This window comes from Citrobacter sp. Marseille-Q5395 (assembly GCF_947057495.1).
GTDB lineage: Bacteria > Pseudomonadota > Gammaproteobacteria > Enterobacterales > Enterobacteriaceae > Citrobacter > Citrobacter murliniae.
Map to the genome: position 1 here is coordinate 54842 of NZ_CAMSEL010000023.1, position 20195 is coordinate 75036.

The 20195-nt window shown below is 51.6% G+C and carries 20 protein-coding genes; 16 read left to right on the forward strand and 4 right to left on the reverse strand.

From position 1 onward, the window contains the following. Positions 1–49 precede the first annotated feature (49 nt). Entirely contained in the window at positions 50–670 is a 621-nt protein-coding gene (gene rhtB / locus OH663_RS22030; protein ID WP_045449129.1) for a homoserine/homoserine lactone efflux protein, read from the reverse strand. 110 nt (positions 671–780) lie between these two features. Here rhtB and pldB point away from each other — a divergent pair, with 110 nt between their 5' ends. The 3 genes from pldB to OH663_RS22045 all read left to right on the forward strand — a co-directional run bounded on the left by pldB (position 781) and on the right by OH663_RS22045 (position 3588). Beyond that, positions 781–1797, forward strand: coding sequence for a lysophospholipase L2 (pldB, locus tag OH663_RS22035; protein WP_045449131.1), 1017 nt, complete (start codon positions 781–783; stop codon positions 1795–1797). Between the two features lie 15 nt (positions 1798–1812). Then, on the forward strand, positions 1813–2613 hold the full coding sequence (yigL, locus tag OH663_RS22040; protein WP_045449133.1) for a sugar/pyridoxal phosphate phosphatase YigL: 801 nt from the start codon (positions 1813–1815) through the stop codon (positions 2611–2613). A gap of 75 nt (positions 2614–2688) precedes the next feature. Then, complete coding sequence (locus OH663_RS22045) at positions 2689–3588, forward strand: carboxylate/amino acid/amine transporter (RefSeq protein WP_045449135.1); 900 nt, start codon at positions 2689–2691, stop codon at positions 3586–3588. Here the strand turns inward: OH663_RS22045 and metR are convergent. Beyond that, positions 3476–4429, reverse strand: coding sequence for an HTH-type transcriptional regulator MetR (gene metR / locus OH663_RS22050; RefSeq protein ID WP_200042395.1), 954 nt, complete (start codon positions 4427–4429; stop codon positions 3476–3478). The two genes, OH663_RS22045 and metR, sit on opposite strands and share 113 nt — an antisense overlap. Positions 4430–4664: 235 nt before the next feature. Here metR and metE point away from each other — a divergent pair, with 235 nt between their 5' ends. Continuing rightward, on the forward strand, positions 4665–6926 hold the full coding sequence (gene metE / locus OH663_RS22055; protein ID WP_200013156.1) for a 5-methyltetrahydropteroyltriglutamate--homocysteine S-methyltransferase: 2262 nt from the start codon (positions 4665–4667) through the stop codon (positions 6924–6926). 84 nt (positions 6927–7010) lie between these two features. Here the strand turns inward: metE and OH663_RS22060 are convergent, their stop codons facing one another. Continuing rightward, the gene (locus OH663_RS22060) at positions 7011–7820 is read right to left on the reverse strand and encodes a dienelactone hydrolase family protein (protein ID WP_200013157.1); all 810 of its coding nucleotides are present in this window, start codon (positions 7818–7820) and stop codon (positions 7011–7013) included. 266 nt (positions 7821–8086) lie between these two features. On the opposite strand from OH663_RS22060, the gene udp reads away from it, so the two are divergent. The 9 genes from udp (at position 8087) to tatD (ending at position 16028) form a co-directional block, all read left to right on the forward strand. Beyond that, positions 8087–8848: a uridine phosphorylase gene (gene udp, locus OH663_RS22065; protein WP_006686084.1), complete on the forward strand. Its 762-nt coding sequence runs from the start codon at positions 8087–8089 to the stop codon at positions 8846–8848. Positions 8849–8988: 140 nt separating this feature from the next. Continuing rightward, positions 8989–10419 (forward strand): DNA recombination protein RmuC, encoded by a 1431-nt coding sequence (gene rmuC / locus OH663_RS22070; protein ID WP_200013158.1) that lies wholly within the window; start codon positions 8989–8991, stop codon positions 10417–10419. Between the two features lie 94 nt (positions 10420–10513). Continuing rightward, a complete protein-coding gene (gene ubiE / locus OH663_RS22075) occupies positions 10514–11269 on the forward strand; it encodes a bifunctional demethylmenaquinone methyltransferase/2-methoxy-6-polyprenyl-1,4-benzoquinol methylase UbiE (RefSeq protein ID WP_045449144.1) in 756 nt (251 codons plus the stop codon). Between the two features lie 13 nt (positions 11270–11282). Beyond that, positions 11283–11888 (forward strand): ubiquinone biosynthesis protein UbiJ, encoded by a 606-nt coding sequence (ubiJ, locus tag OH663_RS22080; RefSeq protein WP_200013159.1) that lies wholly within the window; start codon positions 11283–11285, stop codon positions 11886–11888. Beyond that, on the forward strand, positions 11885–13525 hold the full coding sequence (gene ubiB, locus OH663_RS22085; RefSeq protein ID WP_045449149.1) for a ubiquinone biosynthesis regulatory protein kinase UbiB: 1641 nt from the start codon (positions 11885–11887) through the stop codon (positions 13523–13525). Before ubiJ ends, ubiB begins: the two co-directional genes overlap by 4 nt. Before the next feature lie 78 nt (positions 13526–13603). After that, on the forward strand, positions 13604–13858 hold the full coding sequence (gene tatA / locus OH663_RS22090) for a Sec-independent protein translocase subunit TatA (protein ID WP_045449152.1): 255 nt from the start codon (positions 13604–13606) through the stop codon (positions 13856–13858). Between the two features lie 3 nt (positions 13859–13861). Continuing rightward, positions 13862–14410: a Sec-independent protein translocase protein TatB gene (tatB, locus tag OH663_RS22095; protein ID WP_045449154.1), complete on the forward strand. Its 549-nt coding sequence runs from the start codon at positions 13862–13864 to the stop codon at positions 14408–14410. 2 nt (positions 14411–14412) lie between these two features. Next, positions 14413–15204 (forward strand): Sec-independent protein translocase subunit TatC, encoded by a 792-nt coding sequence (gene tatC, locus OH663_RS22100; protein WP_045449155.1) that lies wholly within the window; start codon positions 14413–14415, stop codon positions 15202–15204. Between the two features lie 41 nt (positions 15205–15245). Further along, on the forward strand, positions 15246–16028 hold the full coding sequence (tatD, locus tag OH663_RS22105) for a 3'-5' ssDNA/RNA exonuclease TatD (RefSeq protein WP_048223305.1): 783 nt from the start codon (positions 15246–15248) through the stop codon (positions 16026–16028). A gap of 6 nt (positions 16029–16034) precedes the next feature. Here the strand turns inward: tatD and rfaH are convergent, their stop codons facing one another. Then, on the reverse strand, positions 16035–16523 hold the full coding sequence (rfaH, locus tag OH663_RS22110; protein ID WP_200013160.1) for a transcription/translation regulatory transformer protein RfaH: 489 nt from the start codon (positions 16521–16523) through the stop codon (positions 16035–16037). A gap of 204 nt (positions 16524–16727) precedes the next feature. Here rfaH and ubiD point away from each other — a divergent pair, with 204 nt between their 5' ends. From ubiD to OH663_RS22125, 3 genes are all read left to right on the forward strand, one after another. Beyond that, positions 16728–18221, forward strand: coding sequence for a 4-hydroxy-3-polyprenylbenzoate decarboxylase (gene ubiD / locus OH663_RS22115; protein ID WP_045449162.1), 1494 nt, complete (start codon positions 16728–16730; stop codon positions 18219–18221). A 40-nt stretch (positions 18222–18261) separates the two neighbouring features. Continuing rightward, positions 18262–18963, forward strand: a complete 702-nt coding sequence (fre, locus tag OH663_RS22120) for an NAD(P)H-flavin reductase (protein ID WP_045449163.1) — start codon at positions 18262–18264, stop codon at positions 18961–18963. Between the two features lie 292 nt (positions 18964–19255). Then, positions 19256–20194 (forward strand): ROK family protein, encoded by a 939-nt coding sequence (locus OH663_RS22125; protein WP_200013161.1) that lies wholly within the window; start codon positions 19256–19258, stop codon positions 20192–20194. The last annotated feature ends 1 nt before the right edge of the window (position 20195 follow it).

A 20195-nucleotide genomic window follows, 5' to 3' on the forward strand; every position in this document is an offset into this window, starting at 1 on the left:
TACAGATGTTCTGACTGTCAGTATTTCAGTGCGAGCACTGTTCCATTTGCTACGCATGCCGAGCTGATGCCAACAGGGCGCCTATCAGCATAAACAGTGACCCAAACACTTTGTTTAGCGCCTTCATTTGCTTTGGCCCTTTAATCCAGCCTGCAATGCGCGTGGCCAGCGTCGCGTAACCGATCATCACTATCACATCGACCACAATGGTCGTGATGCCAAGCACGACATACTGCATTAACTGAGGCTCCTGCGGCATAATGAACTGGGGGAACAGTGCGGCGAGAAACACAATACTCTTCGGGTTAGTCAGATTGACAAAAACGGCCCGTTTGAACAGGCGACTGCGTGATTGTGAATTCGCCATGGTGTTCAGGTCGATAGCGCCCGCAGCGCGCCATTGTTGAATTCCCAGCCAAATCAGATAAGCCGCTCCCGCCCATTTCAACACCTCAAATGCGATAACCGAACGTGAGAATAACGTTCCCAGTCCAACGCCAACCAGCACGATATGGATACCCAGCCCGGTTTGCAAACCAGCAATCGATGCACTTGCTCCCCGATAGCCGTGGCTGATGGCGGTAGTCATGGTATTGATTGCACCTGAGCCCGGAGACAAGCTCAAAATAATAGAGGTCAGCAGGTAGGCGAACCACCATTCAAAGGTCATGAGAAACTCCCGGATTGTCTATTTTTATGCCACAATACGCTACTGTCGCTGCGTTGTGTCAGACACGGCGAAAAAAACGATTTTACTTGGTCAGCGAGGCTGGATACCTGATGTTTCAGCAGCAAAAAGACTGGGAAACAAGAGAAAACGCGTTTGCCGCTTTTTCCATGGGGCCACTGACAGATTTCTGGCATCAGCGGGAGGAAGCGGAGTTTACAGGCGTAGATGATGTCCCTGTTCGTTTCGTCCGCTTTCGTGCAGAAAAAAACGATCGTGTGATCGTTATCTGTCCTGGGCGCATTGAAAGCTACGTGAAGTACGCTGAACTGGCGTATGACCTGTTTTATTCTGGTTTTGACATACTCATTATCGATCACCGCGGGCAAGGGCGTTCCGGGCGGATGTTATCGGACCCGCATCGTGGTCATGTGGATAACTTTAATGACTATGTTGACGATTTAGCCGCCTTCTGGCAGCAGGAAGTACAGCCAGGTCCATGGAGAAAACGTTACATACTGGCGCATTCCATGGGCGGTGCGATTGCAACGCTGTTCCTGCAGCGCCATCCTAATCAGTGTGATGCCATCGCGCTCTGCGCCCCAATGTTTGGTATTGTGATGCGTTTTCCTGACTGGATGGTGCGCCATATTCTTGACTGGGCCGAGGGGCACCCGCGCATTCGCGAAGGCTATGCTATGGGAACCGGTCGCTGGCGGGCACTGCCGTTTGGGATGAATTCGCTAACCCATAGCCGACAGCGCTATCGGCGTAATTTGCGCTTCTATGCTGATGATCCGCAACTGCGTGTCGGCGGTCCCACTTATCACTGGGTGCGTGAAGGCATTCTGGCTGGTGAGCAGGTCCTGGCCGGAGCTGGAGATGACGCTACCCCAATGCTGCTAATTCAGGCTGAAGAAGAACGTGTGGTGGATAACCGCATGCACGATCGTTTTTGTGAACTCCGCGCCGCAGCGGACCATCCTGTAGAAGGAGGTCAGCCGCTTGTCATAAAAGGCGCGTACCATGAGATCCTTTTTGAAAAGGACGCAATGCGCTCAGTCGCGCTCAACGCCATTGTTGAATTTTTCAACAGGCATAACTCATCCAGCGGAAATCGCTTTGCTTAGAGGTTTAATTTTCTTATGTATCAGGTTGTTGCGTCTGATTTAGATGGTACATTGCTTTCCCCCGACCATACCCTGTCCCCTTATGCCAAAGAGACACTGAAATTGCTGACTGCTCGTGGTGTCAACTTTGTGTTCGCAACCGGTCGGCATCATGTTGATGTGGGGCAAATTCGCGATAACCTGGGGATTAAATCCTACATGATCACCTCCAACGGCGCGCGTGTGCATGATCCTGATGGAAAGCTGGTGTTCTCGCATAACCTGGATCGTGACATTGCCAGTGACCTGTTTGGTGTGGTGAATGCAAATCCGGACATCGTGACTAACGTTTATCGCGATGATGAGTGGTTTATGAACCGCCATCGCCCGGATGAAATGCGTTTTTTCAAAGAAGCGGTATTTAACTACTCGCTGTTTGAACCTGCGCTACTGGAGCCGGAAGGCATCAGCAAAGTGTTTTTCACCACCGACTCACACGAAAGGCTGCTACCGCTGGAGCAGGCGATTAATGCCCGCTGGGGCGATCGCGTGAACGTCAGTTTCTCCACTCTCACTTGCCTGGAAGTGATGGCTGGCGGCGTCTCGAAAGGCCATGCACTGGAAGCGGTAGCGAAAGCGATGGGTTACAGCCTTCAGGACTGCATTGCCTTCGGCGACGGTATGAATGATGCAGAGATGCTCTCCATGGCAGGAAAAGGCTGCATTATGGGGAATGCGCATCAGCGCCTGAAAGATCTGCATCCGGAACTGGATGTGATTGGTCTCAATGCCGACGATGCCGTGCCGCACTATCTGCGCGATCTCTTTTTAAAGTAATTGTTCTTTAGTTGACCAGTTGTCAACTAAACTCTTCGCTACAATGGGTGTACCTTTTGTTCAGAGACATCCATTGTGGCGTTACTCATCATTACCACGATTCTGTGGGCCTTTTCTTTTAGCCTGTTTGGCGAGTACCTTGCTGGTCATGTCGATAGCTATTTTGCGGTACTGGTTCGTGTTGGGCTTGCGGCGCTGGTATTCCTGCCGTTTCTGCGTACCCGTGGGCACGGCGTAAAAACAATCGGTCTGTACATGTTGGTGGGAGCCATGCAGCTTGGCATCATGTATATGCTGAGTTTCCGTGCCTATCTCTATCTGACGGTTTCAGAGTTACTGTTGTTTACTGTCCTGACGCCGCTCTACATTACGCTAATTTATGACCTGATGAGCCGACGCCGCTTACGCTGGAGTTACGCGTTCAGCGCGTTACTGGCGGTGATTGGTGCAGGGATTATTCGTTACGATCAGGTGACCAGTCATTTCTGGACCGGCCTGCTTCTGGTGCAGCTTTCCAACATTAGCTTTGCCATCGGTATGGTGGGTTACAAGCGTCTGATGGAAACTCGTCCAATGCCACAACACAACGCCTTTGCCTGGTTTTATATGGGGGCGTTGCTGGTGGCGATTGTTGCCTGGTTCATGTTGGGGAATGCCCAAAAAATGCCTGAAACCACGTTGCAGTGGGGGATCCTGGTGTTTCTTGGGGTGGCGGCATCTGGCATTGGTTACTTTATGTGGAACTATGGCGCGACGCAGGTGGACGCGGGTACGCTGGGCATTATGAATAATATGCATGTGCCTGCGGGACTGTTGGTTAACCTGGCAATCTGGCATCAACAGCCTCACTGGCCGAGCTTTATCACTGGTGCGGCTGTGATAGTGGCCTCACTGTGGGTACATCGGCATTGGGTCGCTCCGCACTCCGCACAAACGGTAAGTGATCGCAGGCGTGATTCCGCGCTGAACGAATAAACGCTTCAGTGACTGGCTGGCGCTGCTCACCGTCGCGTACAGCGGCGTACAGTCGACTCCACAATCCATCGCCCAGGGTTTTGGTCACCACCAGACCCTGGCGTTCAAAACTCTCCACTACCCAGTGCGGCAAGGCGGCGATACCCATTCTGGCGGCAACCATCTGAATCAACAGCAGGGTGTTATCCACGCTCTTCAACGACGGGCTAATGCCAGCAGGCTGCAGGAAATGACGCCAGACATCCAGTCGACTGCGCTGTACCGGATAAATGAGAAGAGTCTCACTGGCTAAATCTTCCGGCGTGATCTGCGTTTTGCTGGCCAGCGGGTGATCGGGTGCCAGGATCAGACGCACTTCAAAATCGAACATCGGTGAGTAGTGCAGGCCACTACGCGGCAGAATGTCGGACGTCATTACCAGATCCAGCTCATCCTGCTGTAATGCCGGCTGCGGATCGAACGTCACGCCGGATTTAAAATCCATCTCTACTTGCGGCCAATTTGCGCGGAAATTCTCCAGCGCGGGGGTCAACCACTGAATACAGCTATGACACTCAATGGCGATACGCAGCCGGGTTTGCTGCGGCTCATTACATGCCTGCAGCGCACGACCAATTTGTGGCAGCACCTGGTTTGCCAGTTGCAGCAAAATTTCGCCCTGCGGCGTAAAGCGCAAAGGCTGACTTTTGCGGACAAATAGTCGAAAGCCAAGACGCTGCTCCAGATCGCTGAACTGGTGAGACAGGGCGGATTGGGTCTGATGCAGCGTCGCTGCAGCGGCTGCCAGCGAACCACTATTCCGCAACGCTTGCAGCGTTTTCAGATGTTTAATCTCGATCATGAAAGTCCTTCACCTCGGCATGAACAAATTGCGCTTGAGGAATACACAGTACCTTTACATTATGGATGTGTAAACATCTGGACGGCTAAAATCCTTCGTCTTTTAAATTTATGGTGTGTTGGCTGCGTTTTTCCACCTCGGTTACTTACTTCAGTAAGCTCTCAGGGATGAATAAACTTGCCTCCTTCCCTAAATTCAAAATCTATAGGATTTACATATAATTAGAGGAAGAAAAATGACAATACTTAATCACACCCTCGGTTTCCCTCGTGTTGGCCTGCGCCGCGAGCTGAAAAAAGCACAAGAAAGCTACTGGGCGGGAAATTCCTCTCGTGAAGAGTTGCTGGTAGTAGGCCGTGAGCTGCGTGCCCGCCACTGGGATCAACAAAAGCAAGCGGGTATTGACCTGCTGCCGGTGGGGGACTTTGCCTGGTACGATCACGTCCTGACCACCAGTTTGCTGTTGGGTAACGTCCCGGCCCGCCATCAGAACAAAGACGGCTCTGTCGACATCGACACCTTATTCCGCATTGGCCGTGGCCGTGCACCGACCGGTCAACCGGCGGCGGCGGCAGAAATGACCAAATGGTTTAATACCAACTATCACTACATGGTGCCGGAGTTCACTAAAGGTCAGGAGTTCAAACTGACCTGGACCCAACTGCTGGACGAAGTTGACGAAGCGCAGGTGCTGGGTCACAAAGTGAAACCGGTGCTGCTGGGTCCTGTGACTTACCTGTGGCTGGGCAAAGTGAAGGGCGAGCAGTTTGACCGTCTGAGCCTGCTGAAAGACATTCTGCCAGTTTACCAGCAGGTGCTGACTGAGCTGGCGCAACGTGGCATTGAGTGGGTGCAGATTGATGAACCGGCACTGGTGCTGGAACTGCCGCAGGAGTGGCTGGATGCCTACAAATCAGCGTATGACGCGCTCACAGGACAAGTGAAGCTGCTGTTGACCACCTATTTCGAAGGAGTAACCCCGAATCTCGACACCATCACCGCACTGCCGGTACAGGGTCTGCATGTTGACCTGGTCCATGGTAAAGATGACGTGGCAGAACTGCACAAACGTTTGCCGGCTGACTGGCTGTTCTCTGCGGGTCTGGTGAATGGCCGCAACGTCTGGCGTGCCGATTTAACCGAGAAATATGCGCAGATTAAAGACATTGTCGGCAAACGTGCGCTGTGGGTAGCCTCTTCGTGTTCCCTGCTGCACAGCCCAATTGATCTGAGTGTCGAGACTCGCCTTGATGCTGAAGTGAAGAGCTGGTTTTCTTTCGCTCTGCAAAAATGCGGTGAGCTGGCGCTGCTGCGTGATGCGCTGAACAGCGGTGATACCGTCGCGCTGGAGGAGTGGAGCGCGCCGATTCAGGCTCGTCGCCATTCAACCCGTGTACATAATGCAGCCGTTGAAAAACGTCTGGCTGCGATCACTGCACAGGACAGCCAGCGTACCAATGCTTATCCGGTACGTGCCGAAGCGCAGCGTGCGCGCTTTAACCTGCCGGCATGGCCGACCACGACCATTGGTTCCTTCCCGCAAACCACGGAAATTCGCGGCCTGCGTCTGGACTTCAAGAAAGGCAATCTTGACGCCAACAACTACCGCACCGGCATTGCGGAGCACATTAAACAGGCCATTGTAGAACAGGAGCGTTTAGGCCTCGACGTGCTGGTACACGGTGAAGCCGAGCGTAACGACATGGTGGAGTATTTCGGTGAGCATCTGGATGGCTTTGTCTTCACCCAGAACGGTTGGGTACAGAGTTACGGCTCTCGCTGCGTGAAGCCGCCAGTGGTAATTGGTGATGTCAGCCGTCCGGAAGCGATTACCGTTGAGTGGGCGAAGTACGCACAGTCACTGACTGATAAACCGGTTAAAGGCATGCTGACTGGCCCTGTGACTATTCTCTGCTGGTCATTCCCACGTGAAGATGTGACTCGTGAAACTATCGCTAAACAGATTGCGCTGGCGCTGCGTGATGAAGTCGCGGATCTGGAAGCCGCTGGCATTGGCATCATCCAGATTGACGAACCGGCATTGCGCGAAGGTCTGCCACTACGTCGCAGCGACTGGGCAGCATACCTGGAGTGGGGCGTGGAAGCTTTCCGCATTAATGCTGCGGTGGCGAAGGACGAAACCCAAATCCACACTCATATGTGTTATTGCGAGTTTAACGACATCATGGATTCGATTGCGGCGCTGGACGCAGACGTGATCACTATTGAAACCTCACGTTCTGACATGGAGCTGCTGGAGTCATTCGAAGAATTTGACTATCCGAATGAAATCGGACCGGGCGTGTACGACATCCACTCACCGAACGTTCCAAGTGTCGAGTGGATTGAAGCCCTGCTGAAGAAAGCTGAGCAACGTATCCCCGCAGAGCGTCTATGGGTGAACCCGGACTGCGGTCTGAAAACCCGCGGCTGGCCGGAAACCCGTGCCGCACTGGCAAACATGGTCAAAGCCGCGCAGAACCTGCGTCAGGCGTAAGATTAAAAACGGAGGTGCAAGCCTCTGTTCTGATGAGATGTTTTGTAAGCCGGGTAAGGCGTAGCCACTACCCGGCAAAATACGTTATTTCTTCCCGCCATAAAGTGCGAACCACTCCAGCATTCTTTGCCAGCCGTCTTTTGCAGACTCTTCGTGATAGCTCGGACGGTAATCGGCGTTAAACGCGTGTCCGGCATCGGGATAGACCACGATTTCCGCTTTGGCATTCGCGGCGCGTAATGCCTGACGCATCGTTTCGATAGTCTCTTGTGGAATGCTGTAGTCCTGACCGCCGTAAAGCCCCAATACCGGTGCATTCAGGTCGGTAGCGATATCGACAGGGTGTTTAGGTGAGTTCAGGGTTTTGTCGCCAATCAGTTTTCCGTACCACGCCACAGCCGCTTTGAGCTGTGGATTGTGAGCGGCATACAGCCAGGCGATACGACCGCCCCAGCAAAAACCGGTGATCATCAGTTGATGTGCATCACCGCCGTTGCGGGAGGCCCAACTGGCAACGTGGTCCAGATCGGCCAGCACCTGGGAGTCAGGCACTTTAGCTACCAGGCCACTCAGTAGCGTAGGGATATCTGCAAAATCATTTGGATCGCCCTCGCGAAAATAGAGTTCCGGGGCGATAGCCAGATACCCTTCCAGCGCAAGTCGGCGGCAAACATCACGGATATGTTCATGAATGCCAAATATTTCCTGCACGACGATGACTACGGGCAGCAGGCCATCAGTCTGTTTTGGCCGCGCGTGATACGCCGGCATATCATCGCCTTGAGAAGGTATTGACGTTACACCTGCGATAATCGCGTTATCCGGTGTGTGAACTGTTGTTGATGCGGGTGGGGATGCAGCAGGTGCAAAGCCAGATTGTCGTATTGTTGTCATGGTATTCTCCGTACCCTTAAATAATCAGCAAAAAAGCGCATTGTTAACTATAGACACATGCAACGAATCACATTGCCTTAAACGGTCTATCTTTTGTGCAAGGCTTCCCGATGATGAGTAGTTAATGTGATGTGTGTCACTTTTTCACGGTAAATTAATGCAATTGATTTACATCATGGTGATGACTGTCACGAAAATATGTTTATGCCTTCGGTAAAGTGTCTTTTTGCTTCTTCTGACAAAACCGATTCACAGAGGAGTTTTTTATGTCTAAGTCTGATGTTTTTCATCTCGGCCTCACTAAGAACGATTTACAAGGGGCCCAGCTCGCTATCGTCCCTGGCGACCCGGAGCGTGTGGAAAAGATCGCCGCGCTGATGGATAAGCCGGTCAAGCTGGCATCTCATCGCGAATTCACTACCTGGCGTGCAGAACTGGATGGTAAAGCAGTGATCGTCTGCTCCACCGGTATCGGCGGCCCATCTACTTCTATCGCTGTAGAAGAACTGGCTCAACTGGGCATTCGTACCTTCCTGCGTATCGGCACTACTGGTGCTATTCAGCCGCATATCAATGTTGGTGATGTGCTGGTAACCACGGCATCAGTTCGCCTGGACGGTGCAAGCCTGCACTTTGCGCCAATGGAATTCCCGGCTGTTGCGGACTTCGAATGCACCACCGCGCTGGTTGAAGCAGCGAAATCTATCGGTGCAACTACTCACGTGGGCGTTACTGCCTCTTCTGATACCTTCTACCCAGGCCAGGAGCGTTACGACACCTTCTCTGGTCGTGTGGTGAGCCGTTTCAAAGGTTCTATGGAAGAGTGGCAGTCCATGGGCGTTATGAACTATGAAATGGAATCCGCTACGCTGCTGACTATGTGCGCAAGTCAGGGTCTGCGTGCAGGTATGGTTGCTGGTGTTATCGTCAACCGTACTCAGCAAGAGATCCCGAATGCAGAAACCATGAAGCAAACGGAAAGCCACGCGGTGAAAATCGTGGTAGAAGCAGCGCGTCGCCTGCTGTAATACACCCTTCTTTGTAAAAAGGCCGACGTGTTCGGCCTTTTTATTTTGCGTAGTGCCTCGCAGGAAATTCCTTTTAAACTGGACGTTTATACAGCACAATTCTATTTTGTGCAGGTAAGTCGTTGCTGTAAGGGGGCGTTGTGGATATTTCAATTATGATGAGTGCTGTGGTGGCGTTGGCTGCAGGGCTGCTTGTGGGTTGGCTGGCGACCAAAGCGCGTGCCGATCAGATCCGAGCAGATCTCATCGAAGAACGGCGTGAGTTGGATATTGCGCTGAGCGCCGCCCGGCAACAGCTTTCGCAGGAAGCCCACTGGCGAGAAGAGTGTGAGCTACTCAATAACGAGTTACGCAGCTTACACAGCATCAACACCTCTCTGGAAGCCGATCTCCGGGAAGTCACCACCCGTCTGGAAGCGACGCAGCAGCACGCTGAAGATAAAATTCGCCAGATGATCAACAGTGAACAGCGTCTGAGCGAGCAGTTCGAAAACCTTGCGAACCGTATTTTTGAGCACAGCAACCGCCGCGTTGACGAGCAAAACCGGCAAAGCCTGAATAGTTTGCTTACGCCATTGCGTGAACAGCTGGACGGTTTTCGCCGTCAGGTTCAGGATAGCTTTGGTAAAGAGGCGCAGGAAAGGCACACTCTGGCGCACGAAATTCGTAATCTCCAGCAATTGAACGCGCAGATGGCGCAGGAAGCCGTTAACCTGACGCGGGCGTTGAAAGGGGATAACAAGACCCAGGGGAACTGGGGAGAAGTGGTGCTCACGCGAGTGCTGGAGGCTTCCGGTCTGCGTGAAGGCTATGAATATGAAACCCAGGTCAGTATTGAAAATGACGCGCGTTCACGGATGCAACCGGATGTTATTGTCAGACTGCCACAGGGAAAAGACGTGGTTATCGACGCTAAAATGACGCTGGTCGCCTACGAGCGCTATTTTAATGCAGAAGATGACTACACCCGGGAGAGCGCGTTGCAGGAGCATATTGCCTCTGTGCGTAACCATATTCGTCTGTTGGGACGCAAAGATTACCAACAGCTCCCAGGGTTACGCACGCTTGACTATGTACTGATGTTTATTCCCGTTGAACCTGCTTTTTTGCTTGCGCTGGACAGACAGCCCGAACTGATAACCGAAGCACTCAAAAATAACATTATGCTGGTTAGCCCTACTACGTTGTTGGTGGCATTGCGCACTATCGCGAATCTGTGGCGTTATGAACACCAGAGCCGTAACGCGCAGCAGATTGCAGATCGGGCCAGCAAGCTTTATGACAAAATGCGGTTGTTTATCGATGATATGTCGGCGATCGGCCAGAGTCTGGACAAAGCGCAGGACAGCTACCGACAGGCGATGAAAAAACTCTCCTCAGGGCGTGGAAACGTCCTGTCGCAGGCAGAAGCGTTTCGTGGATTAGGTGTAGAAATTAAGCGCGAGATTAATCCTGAACTGGCTGAACAAGCCACAACTCAGGATGAAGAATACCGCTTACGCTCGGTCCCGGAGGCGCAGCTGGATGAGGCTTATCCCGATAATGCGGCGGCAAATCAGCAATCGAACTAGCCCGTTTGGGGTAGTTGAACCCGGCAGAAGGGTAGGGCAAATTGGCCCAATCTGTTACACTTCTCGAACATTTTATTGATGAGTAGGCACTGAGATGGTGGAAGATTCACAAGAAACGACGCACTTTGGCTTTCAGACCGTCGCTAAAGAGCAGAAAGCTGACATGGTGGCCCACGTTTTTCATTCTGTGGCGTCTAAATATGACGTTATGAATGATTTAATGTCATTTGGCATTCATCGTTTGTGGAAGCGCTTCACCATTGACTGTAGTGGCGTGCGTCGCGGACAAACCGTTCTGGATTTGGCGGGTGGTACGGGAGATCTGACGGCGAAATTTTCTCGCATGGTTGGTGAAACCGGTCAAGTCGTCCTGGCGGATATCAATGACTCAATGCTCAAAATGGGTCGCGAAAAGCTGCGCAATATCGGTGTGATTGGTAACGTCGAGTATGTCCAGGCAAATGCTGAGGCACTGCCTTTCCCTGACAATACCTTCGACTGCATCACGATTTCGTTTGGTCTGCGTAACGTAACGGAAAAAGAGAAAGCATTACGATCCATGTATCGGGTATTGAAGCCCGGTGGACGCTTGCTGGTGCTGGAGTTTTCCAAACCGATTATCGAACCTCTGAGCAAAGCGTATGATGCTTACTCTTTCCATATTCTGCCACGTATTGGTTCAATGGTGGCCAACGATGCAGAAAGCTACCGTTATCTGGCGGAGTCCATCCGCATGCATCCCGATCAGGACACCTTAAAAGCGATGATGCAAGATGCCGGGTTTGAAAGCGTGGATTACTACAACCTGACAGCAGGTGTGGTTGCGCTGCACCGTGGCTATAAGTTCTGACAGGAGATCGGGGATGCCTTTAAAACCCTTAGTGACCGCAGGAGTTGAAAACCTACTCAACACCTTTCTGTACCGTTCGCCTGCGCTGAAATCAGCCCGAACGCGTCTGCAGAGCAAGGTGCTGCGTATGGATCTCAAAGGATTTTCGACACCGTTAGTCCTGGTGTTTAGTGAGCGCCAGGTCGATGTGCTGGGGGCCTGGGAAGGCGAAGCCGATTGCACCGTGATCACACATGCCAGCGTTTTACCGAAATTACGCGACCGGCAGCAACTCACAACCCTTATTCGTAGCGGCGAGCTGGAAGTTCAGGGCGATATTCAGGTGGTACAGAACTTTGTCGCTCTGGCTGACCTTGCAGAGTTTGATCCTGCTGAACTGTTAGCGCCCTATACCGGCGATATCGTCGCGGAAGGGGTCAGCAAAGCCCTGCGTGGTGGGGCGAAGTTTCTGTGTCACACCATGCAACGTCAGCAGCGTTACGTTGCCGAAGCGATCACTGAAGAGTGGCGTATGGCTCCTGGTCCGCTTGAGGTTGCATGGTTCGCGGAAGAAACGGCAGCCGTTGAGCGTGCGGTTGAATCTCTGGCCAAACGGCTGGAAAAACTGGAGGTCAAATGACGCCAGGTGAAGTACGGCGCCTTTATTTCATCATTCGCACTTTTTTAAGCTACGGTCTTGATGAACTCATCCCCAAAATGCGTATTACGCTGCCGCTTCGGTTGTGGCGTTACACCTTGTTCTGGATGCCTAATCGGCATAAAGAAAAGCCACTGGGTGAGAGACTGAGACTGGCGTTGCAAGAATTGGGGCCAGTGTGGATCAAGTTTGGTCAAATGCTCTCCACCCGTCGTGACCTTTTCCCTCCGCATATCGCCGATCAACTGGCACTGTTGCAGGATCGTGTTGCCCCCTTTGATGGACAAAGAGCAAAACAGCAAATTGAAGAAGCAATGGGTGGGTTACCCGTTGAGGCATGGTTTGATGATTTTGAGATCCAGCCACTGGCATCTGCGTCCATTGCACAGGTACACACGGCCCGACTGAAATCGAATGGTAAAGAGGTCGTGATCAAGGTTATTCGCCCGGACATTCTGCCGGTTATCAAAGCGGATTTAAAACTGATCTATCGCCTTGCCCGTTGGGTTCCTCGCTTGCTGCCTGACGGTCGCCGTTTGCGGCCGACGGAAGTGGTTCGCGAATATGAGAAGACATTAATTGATGAGTTGAATTTGCTGCGTGAATCGGCGAATGCTATTCAATTGCGTCGCAATTTTGAAGACAGCCCGATGCTGTACATCCCGGAAGTGTATTCCGACTATTGCAGTCAGAACATGATGGTGATGGAGCGTATTTACGGTATCCCCGTTTCGGATGTTGCAACGCTTGAGAAGAACGGCACCAACATGAAGTTGTTGGCCGAGCGCGGTGTGCAGGTCTTCTTTACTCAGGTATTCCGTGACAGTTTTTTCCATGCCGATATGCATCCTGGCAACATTTTTGTCAGCTATGAACACCCTGAAAATCCAAAGTACATCGGCATAGATTGCGGGATTGTTGGCTCATTAAATAAAGAAGATAAACGCTATCTGGCTGAAAACTTCATTGCGTTCTTTAATCGTGACTACCGTAAGGTTGCAGAGCTGCATGTAGATTCTGGCTGGGTTCCACCGGATACCAACGTCGAAGAATTTGAATTTGCTATTCGTACCGTCTGCGAGCCGATATTTGAAAAGCCGCTGGCGGAGATTTCATTTGGTCACGTGCTGCTGAATCTGTTTAATACGGCACGTCGATTTAACATGGAAGTCCAGCCCCAACTGGTGCTGTTGCAGAAAACACTGCTGTATGTTGAAGGCGTTGGGAGACAGCTTTATCCGCAGTTGGATTTGTGGAAGACGGCCAAGCCATTTCTTGAATCCTGGATTAAAGAGCAGGTCGGAATTCCCGCCCTTGTCAGGGCATTTAAAGAAAAAGCACCGTTCTGGGTCGAAAAAATGCCAGAAATACCTGAACTGGTGTATGACAGTTTGCGCCAGGGCAAATATTTACAGCACAGTGTTGATAAGATTGCGCGCGAGCTTCATGCGAATCACGTCCGTCAGGGACAATCTCGTTATTTATTGGGTATTGGCGCGACGTTGTTGTTAAGTGGGACATTCTTGCTGGTAAGTCGTCCTGAGTGGGGGCTTATGCCTGGTTGGTTAATAGCGGGCGGCGTCATTGCCTGGCTGATCGGCTGGCGCAAAATGCGCTGAATTTTTCATCGCTCAAGGCAGGTCGTGTAACGTATACTACGGCCTTATTAATTCATCATCTATGACAGAGGAACATGTATGGGTGGTATCAGTATCTGGCAGTTGTTGATCATTGCCGTCATCGTTGTGCTGCTATTCGGCACCAAGAAACTCGGCTCCATCGGTTCCGATCTTGGTGCGTCTATTAAAGGCTTCAAGAAAGCGATGGGAGATGATGAACCCAAGCAGGATAAATCCAGTCAGGACGCTGATTTTACTGCTAAATCCATCACCGATAAGCAGGGCGAAGTGAAAAAAGAAGACGCCAAAAGCCACGATAAAGAGCAGGTATAATCCGTGTTTGATATCGGTTTTAGCGAACTGTTATTGGTGTTCGTGATAGGCCTCATCGTATTGGGGCCACAACGATTGCCGGTTGCGGTAAAAACGGTCGCGGGCTGGGTTCGTGCGTTGCGTTCCCTTGCAACTACTGTTCAGAATGAACTGACCCAGGAGCTTAAGCTTCAGGAGTTTCAGGACAGCCTGAAGAAGGTTGAGAAAGCGAGCCTGACAAATCTGACGCCGGAGCTGAAAGCATCGATGGATGAATTGCGTGAAGCTGCAGAGTCGATGAAGCGTTCTTACAGCGTTAACGAGCCTGAGAAAGCGAGCGATGAAGCGCACACTATCCATAATCCGGTGGTGAAAGATAGCGAAGCGCAGCATGAAGGGGTTACTCCTGCTTCCGCTGAAACGCAGGCCAGCTCGCCGGAGCAAAAACCGCAATCCACGGGTACCAGGACATCTGAATCGACGGAAACCGCGTCCGAAACAGTGATGGACGCTGAAAAGAAAACCGCCGCGCCTGTTGTCGAATCCTCCCCATCGTCGAGTGATAAACCGTAAACATGGCTGTAGAAGATACTCAACCGCTCATCACGCATCTTATTGAGCTGCGTAAGCGACTCCTGAACTGCATTATTGCCGTAATGGTAATCTTTTTGGCGTTGGTTTATTTTGCCAACGACATTTACCATATGGTTGCGGCACCGCTGATAAAACAGATGCCGCAGGGTGCGACGATGATCGCCACGGATGTGGCCTCGCCGTTTTTTACCCCGATAAAACTCACTTTCATGGTGTCGCTGATCCTTTCAGCGCCAGTGATCCTGTATCAGGTATGGGCGTTTATTGCTCCTGCTTTGTATAAGCATGAGCGTCGCCTTGTTGTGCCATTACTGGTTTCCAGTTCGTTGCTGTTCTATATCGGTATGGCATTTGCCTACTTTGTCGTCTTCCCGTTAGCCTTTGGTTTCCTTGCTAATACGGCACCGCAAGGCGTACAAGTATCGACAGATATTGCCAGTTACCTTAGCTTCGTGATGGCGCTATTTATGGCTTTTGGGGTCTCTTTTGAGGTTCCTGTTGCCATTGTGCTGCTGTGCTGGATGGGTATTACGACGCCTGATGACTTGCGTAAGAAACGTCCATACGTTGTTGTCGGTGCATTTGTCGTGGGGATGTTACTGACCCCGCCAGATGTCTTCTCGCAAACGCTGTTGGCAATACCAATGTACTGCCTGTTTGAAGTGGGCGTTTTCTTCTCCCGTTTCTATGTCGGTAAGCGACGTACGCGAGACGAAGATAACGAGGCTGAGAATGCAAAAGAAGCTGAAGCCACCGAGAAAACCGAAGAATAAATTCAACCGCCCGTCAGGGCGGTTGTCATATGGGAGGAAGCATGTTTGATATTGGCGTTAATTTAACCAGTTCACAATTTGCGAAAGACAGGGATGAGGTTGTAGCGCGCGCCTTTGCGGCCGGTGTTCACGGTATGCTTCTGACCGGAACGAACCTGCATGAAAGCCAGCAGGCGCTAAAGCTGGCGCAGCATTACCCGAATTGTTGGTCCACAGCCGGCGTCCATCCGCATGATAGTAGCCAGTGGCAATCCTCAACCGAAGAAGCGATAGTCGCTCTGGCAAACCAGTCTGAAGTGGTCGCCATTGGTGAATGCGGTCTGGATTTCAATCGTAATTTCTCCACGCCACAAGAGCAGGAGCGGGCATTTGAGGCACAACTGCGTATTGCCGCTGAACTGCAGATGCCAGTTTTCATGCATTGCCGGGATGCGCATGACCGTTTTCTGGCATTGCTGGAGCCCTGGCTGGACAGCATTCCAGGCGCGGTACTGCATTGCTTCACCGGTTCACGTCAGGAGATGCAGGACTGCGTGGACAGAGGGCTTTATATTGGTATTACCGGATGGGTCTGCGATGAGCGTCGGGGGATGGAGCTTAGGGAGCTGTTACCTTTTATTCCGGTAGAGAGGCTCCTGATCGAAACTGATGCGCCTTATTTACTGCCCCGCGATTTAACACCTAAACCGTCTACACGGCGTAATGAGCCGGCCTACCTGCCGCACATTCTTGAACGGATTGCACACTGGCGCGGGGAAGATCCTCAATGGCTATCAACAACAATCGACTCCAACGTGAGAACGCTGTTTGAAGTTACCTTCTAAGGTAGATTAAATTTTTCGAAAACCGGTATTTTTCACGCTCTGCTTAACCTCTTTATTCAACAGGTTAAGCAGAAGCATAGAGCGCGCTTCGCCATCAGGTTCAGTGAAGATCGCTTTCAATCCTTCAAATGCACCTTCAGTGATAATCACATAGTCCCCTGGATAAGGGGTTTCCGGATCAACAACACCCTCGGGTTTGTAGATGGAAAGCTGGTGAATAACTGCAGAGGGAACCGTCGCTGGTGTTGCTCCAAAGCGTACGAAATGGCTGACGCCACGCGTGGCATTGATCGTCGTGGTGTGGATCACTTCCGGGTCGAATTCGACAAACATGTAATTAGGGAAAAGTGGCTCACTGATTGTGGTACGTTTGCCGCGCACCATTTTTTCCAGGGTGATCATAGGCGTCAGGCAGTTCACCGCCTGCCTTTCCAGGTGTTCCTGGGCACGCTGAAGTTGCCCGCGTTTGCAGTACAGTAAATACCAGGATTGCATAATAACTCTTATCCGCTTGTTCTGAGCGCAAGCATAACAAAAGCCATGCGCTAAGTTAATTATACCCGACTTAAAGCAACTCGAAATCCGTTGGGTATATACTCCCGGGGCTTAGATGTACCGCCAGAGTTCACGCTAATTTAACAAAAATACAGCATCGCAATGATGAACGCCGTATAATGAAGCGCTTACGAAGAGGCCACAATGGACGCCATGAAATATCACGATTTACGCGACTTCCTGACGCAACTTGAGCAGCAAGGCGAGCTCAAACGCATCACGCTTCCGGTGGATCCCCATCTGGAAATCACAGAAATAGCCGATCGCACCCTGCGTGCTGGTGGGCCTGCGTTGCTGTTTGAGAATCCCAAAGGCTATTCAATGCCAGTGCTGTGTAACCTGTTTGGCACGCCGAAGCGTGTTGCCATGGGAATGGGACAAGAAGATGTCTCTGCGTTGCGGGAAGTGGGTAAGTTGTTGGCGTTTTTGAAAGAGCCTGAGCCGCCAAAAGGATTTCGCGATCTGTTTGATAAGCTGCCGCAGTTCAAGCAGGTACTGAACATGCCGACTAAGCGGTTACGCGGTGCGCCTTGTCAGCAAAAAATCTATTCAGGCGATGATGTCGATCTAAACCGTATTCCGATAATGACCTGCTGGCCGGAAGATGCAGCTCCGCTGATCACCTGGGGACTCACCGTAACGCGGGGCCCCCATAAAGAGCGACAGAATCTGGGTATTTATCGCCAGCAGCTGATTGGCAAAAATAAACTCATCATGCGCTGGCTTTCTCATCGTGGCGGCGCGCTTGATTATCAGGAGTGGTGTGCGGCTCATCCAGGCGAACGTTTCCCGGTTTCCGTTGCGCTGGGCGCTGATCCGGCAACGATTCTGGGGGCCGTAACGCCAGTACCTGATACGTTATCGGAATACGCTTTTGCGGGCTTGTTACGTGGTACCAAGACCGAAGTGGTTAAATGTATTTCCAACGATCTCGAAGTTCCTGCCAGCGCGGAGATTGTGTTGGAAGGGTATATAGAGCCGGGAGAAATGGCGCCGGAAGGCCCGTATGGCGACCATACAGGCTACTACAATGAGGTGGATAGCTTCCCTGTTTTCACCGTTACACACATTACTCAGCGTGAAGATGCGATTTATCACTCGACTTACACCGGCCGTCCGCCAGATGAGCCTGCGGTACTAGGCGTGGCGCTGAACGAAGTTTTCGTGCCTATTCTGCAAAAACAATTCCCGGAAATCGTCGATTTTTACCTGCCGCCGGAAGGCTGCTCTTATCGACTGGCCGTAGTGACGATGAAAAAGCAGTACGCTGGCCATGCTAAACGCGTCATGATGGGTGTTTGGTCGTTTTTACGTCAGTTTATGTACACCAAATTTGTTATTGTCTGCGATGATGATGTCAACGCACGTGACTGGAACGATGTGATTTGGGCAATTACCACCCGTATGGACCCGGCAAGGGATACGGTTCTGGTAGAAAATACGCCAATTGATTACCTGGATTTTGCCTCGCCGGTTTCCGGCCTTGGTTCAAAAATGGGACTGGATGCCACAAATAAATGGCCGGGTGAAACCCAACGTGAATGGGGACGCCCGATTAAAAAAGATCCTGAAGTGACTGCGCGTATTGACGCAATTTGGGATGAATTGGCCATCTTTAATGACGGCAAAAGCGCCTGAGGCGCGATCATTTTGCCTATTGATCCGACAGAGAGAGCGCATGACAACCTTAAGCTGTAAAGTGACCTCGGTAGAAGCTATCACTGACACCGTATATCGCGTTCGTTTAGTGCCAGACGCGGCGTTTTCCTTTCGTGCTGGTCAGTATTTAATGGTCGTGATGGATGAACGGGATAAGCGTCCGTTTTCCATGGCATCTACACCGGATGAGCACGGATTCATTGAGCTGCACGTTGGCGCCTCTGAGCTAAATCTTTATGCCATGGCCGTTATGGATCGAATTCTGAAAGACCGGGAAATTAAGGTCGATATTCCACACGGTGAAGCCTGGCTGCGTGATGATGAAAATCGTCCGCTGATCCTGATCGCTGGCGGTACAGGGTTCTCTTATGTGCGCTCAATTCTGCTAACAGCACTGGCGCGTAATCCAGACCGTGATGTCACGATTTACTGGGGCGGGCGAGAAGAGAAGCATCTTTATGATCTCTCCGAGCTGGAAGCCCTGTCAGTTAATCACCCTAATCTGCGCGTTGAGCCAGTGGTGGAACAACCTGAAGCGGGTTGGCGTGGTCGCACGGGCACAGTATTAACCGCTGTATTGCAGGATTACGGTACCCTGGCGGAACATGATATCTATATCGCCGGACGTTTTGAGATGGCAAAAATCGCACGCGACCTGTTTTGCAATGAACGCAGCGCGCGTGAAGACCGCCTGTTTGGCGACGCTTTCGCATTTATTTAAGCAGGGTGCGCCGGAGCTTTTCCGGCGCATTCAGGTCGTTAATGCCCGATCACTCACTCCCTGAATTGCTGAGATTGCTGGTTCGGTCTCTGTGAATCTCCCCGTTCGTGACGAATTACCCTCATCGTTATTTTTTAGTAAACACAGGTGTTCTGCCTTGATGCTATATTTGCCATGTTTTTATATAAAAACTATCGTTAAAATTCTATTTTGTGATGTCTGTCTTTGTGTTTAGTAAACAAAAAAGTCAGTCTGTGCAGAGATAATTTTGCGTCAAGCGAATGGGGGAATCATGAGGCTCGGACTGGATATTGGTGGGACTAAAATCGAAGCAGTGGTGATTGATAACACGGGTGAGATTATTTACCGCGAACGACGCAGTACACCAAAGCAGAGCTACGGCGATTTTTTCCGGGTCGTCACGGACGCTATCGTGAAAGCCATGAAGACCGTTAATCGACCATTATCAGTCGGTGTGGGTGTGCCCGGCGCAGTCGACAGTGATGGGTTAATAAAAAACTCCAATATTCTGGTGCTCAATCAACAACCCTTCGCACGCGATCTTGAGCAGGCGCTGGGAATACCTGTGCCCGTAACCAACGACGCCAACTGTTTTACGTTGTCGGAGGCCATGGACGGAAGCGGACGCGGGTATGGAGTAGTGTTTGGAGTGATCCTTGGTACGGGATGCGGTGGTGGATTGTGTGTCGATAACCGTTTGATCTCAGGCCCTAATGCCTGTGCGGGAGAGTGGGGACATAATGCGCTACCGCGTTACAATGAAGAGCGGGACGGCGCGGCGGTAACGTGCTATTGCGGGCAGTTAAACTGTATTGAGAGTTTTATTTCGGGCAGCGGCCTGGAGCGTCAGTACCTGAATCACACCACGCAACATGCCGGTGTTCCTCAAATAATGAAACGGGTCGAGTCTGGTGACGTAGACGCCTGCCTGCTATGGGAGCGCTACTGCGATCAATTAGCCCGAGCGTTAGCTGGCGTGGTCAATACGCTTGATCCAGATGTTATCGTGTTGGGCGGCGGAGTATCCAATATTGGCATACTCTATTCAGGCTTACAGGCGCGGGTGGCACAGTACGTATTTGGAAAACAGTGCCGCACGCCGATTGTCCAGGCTCGTCACGGCGACAGCAGCGGCGTACGTGGTGCCGCCTGGCTGGGTGCACAACAGCCTGCGACCGCAACTACCCGTATGATGACGCACGATCAATGAG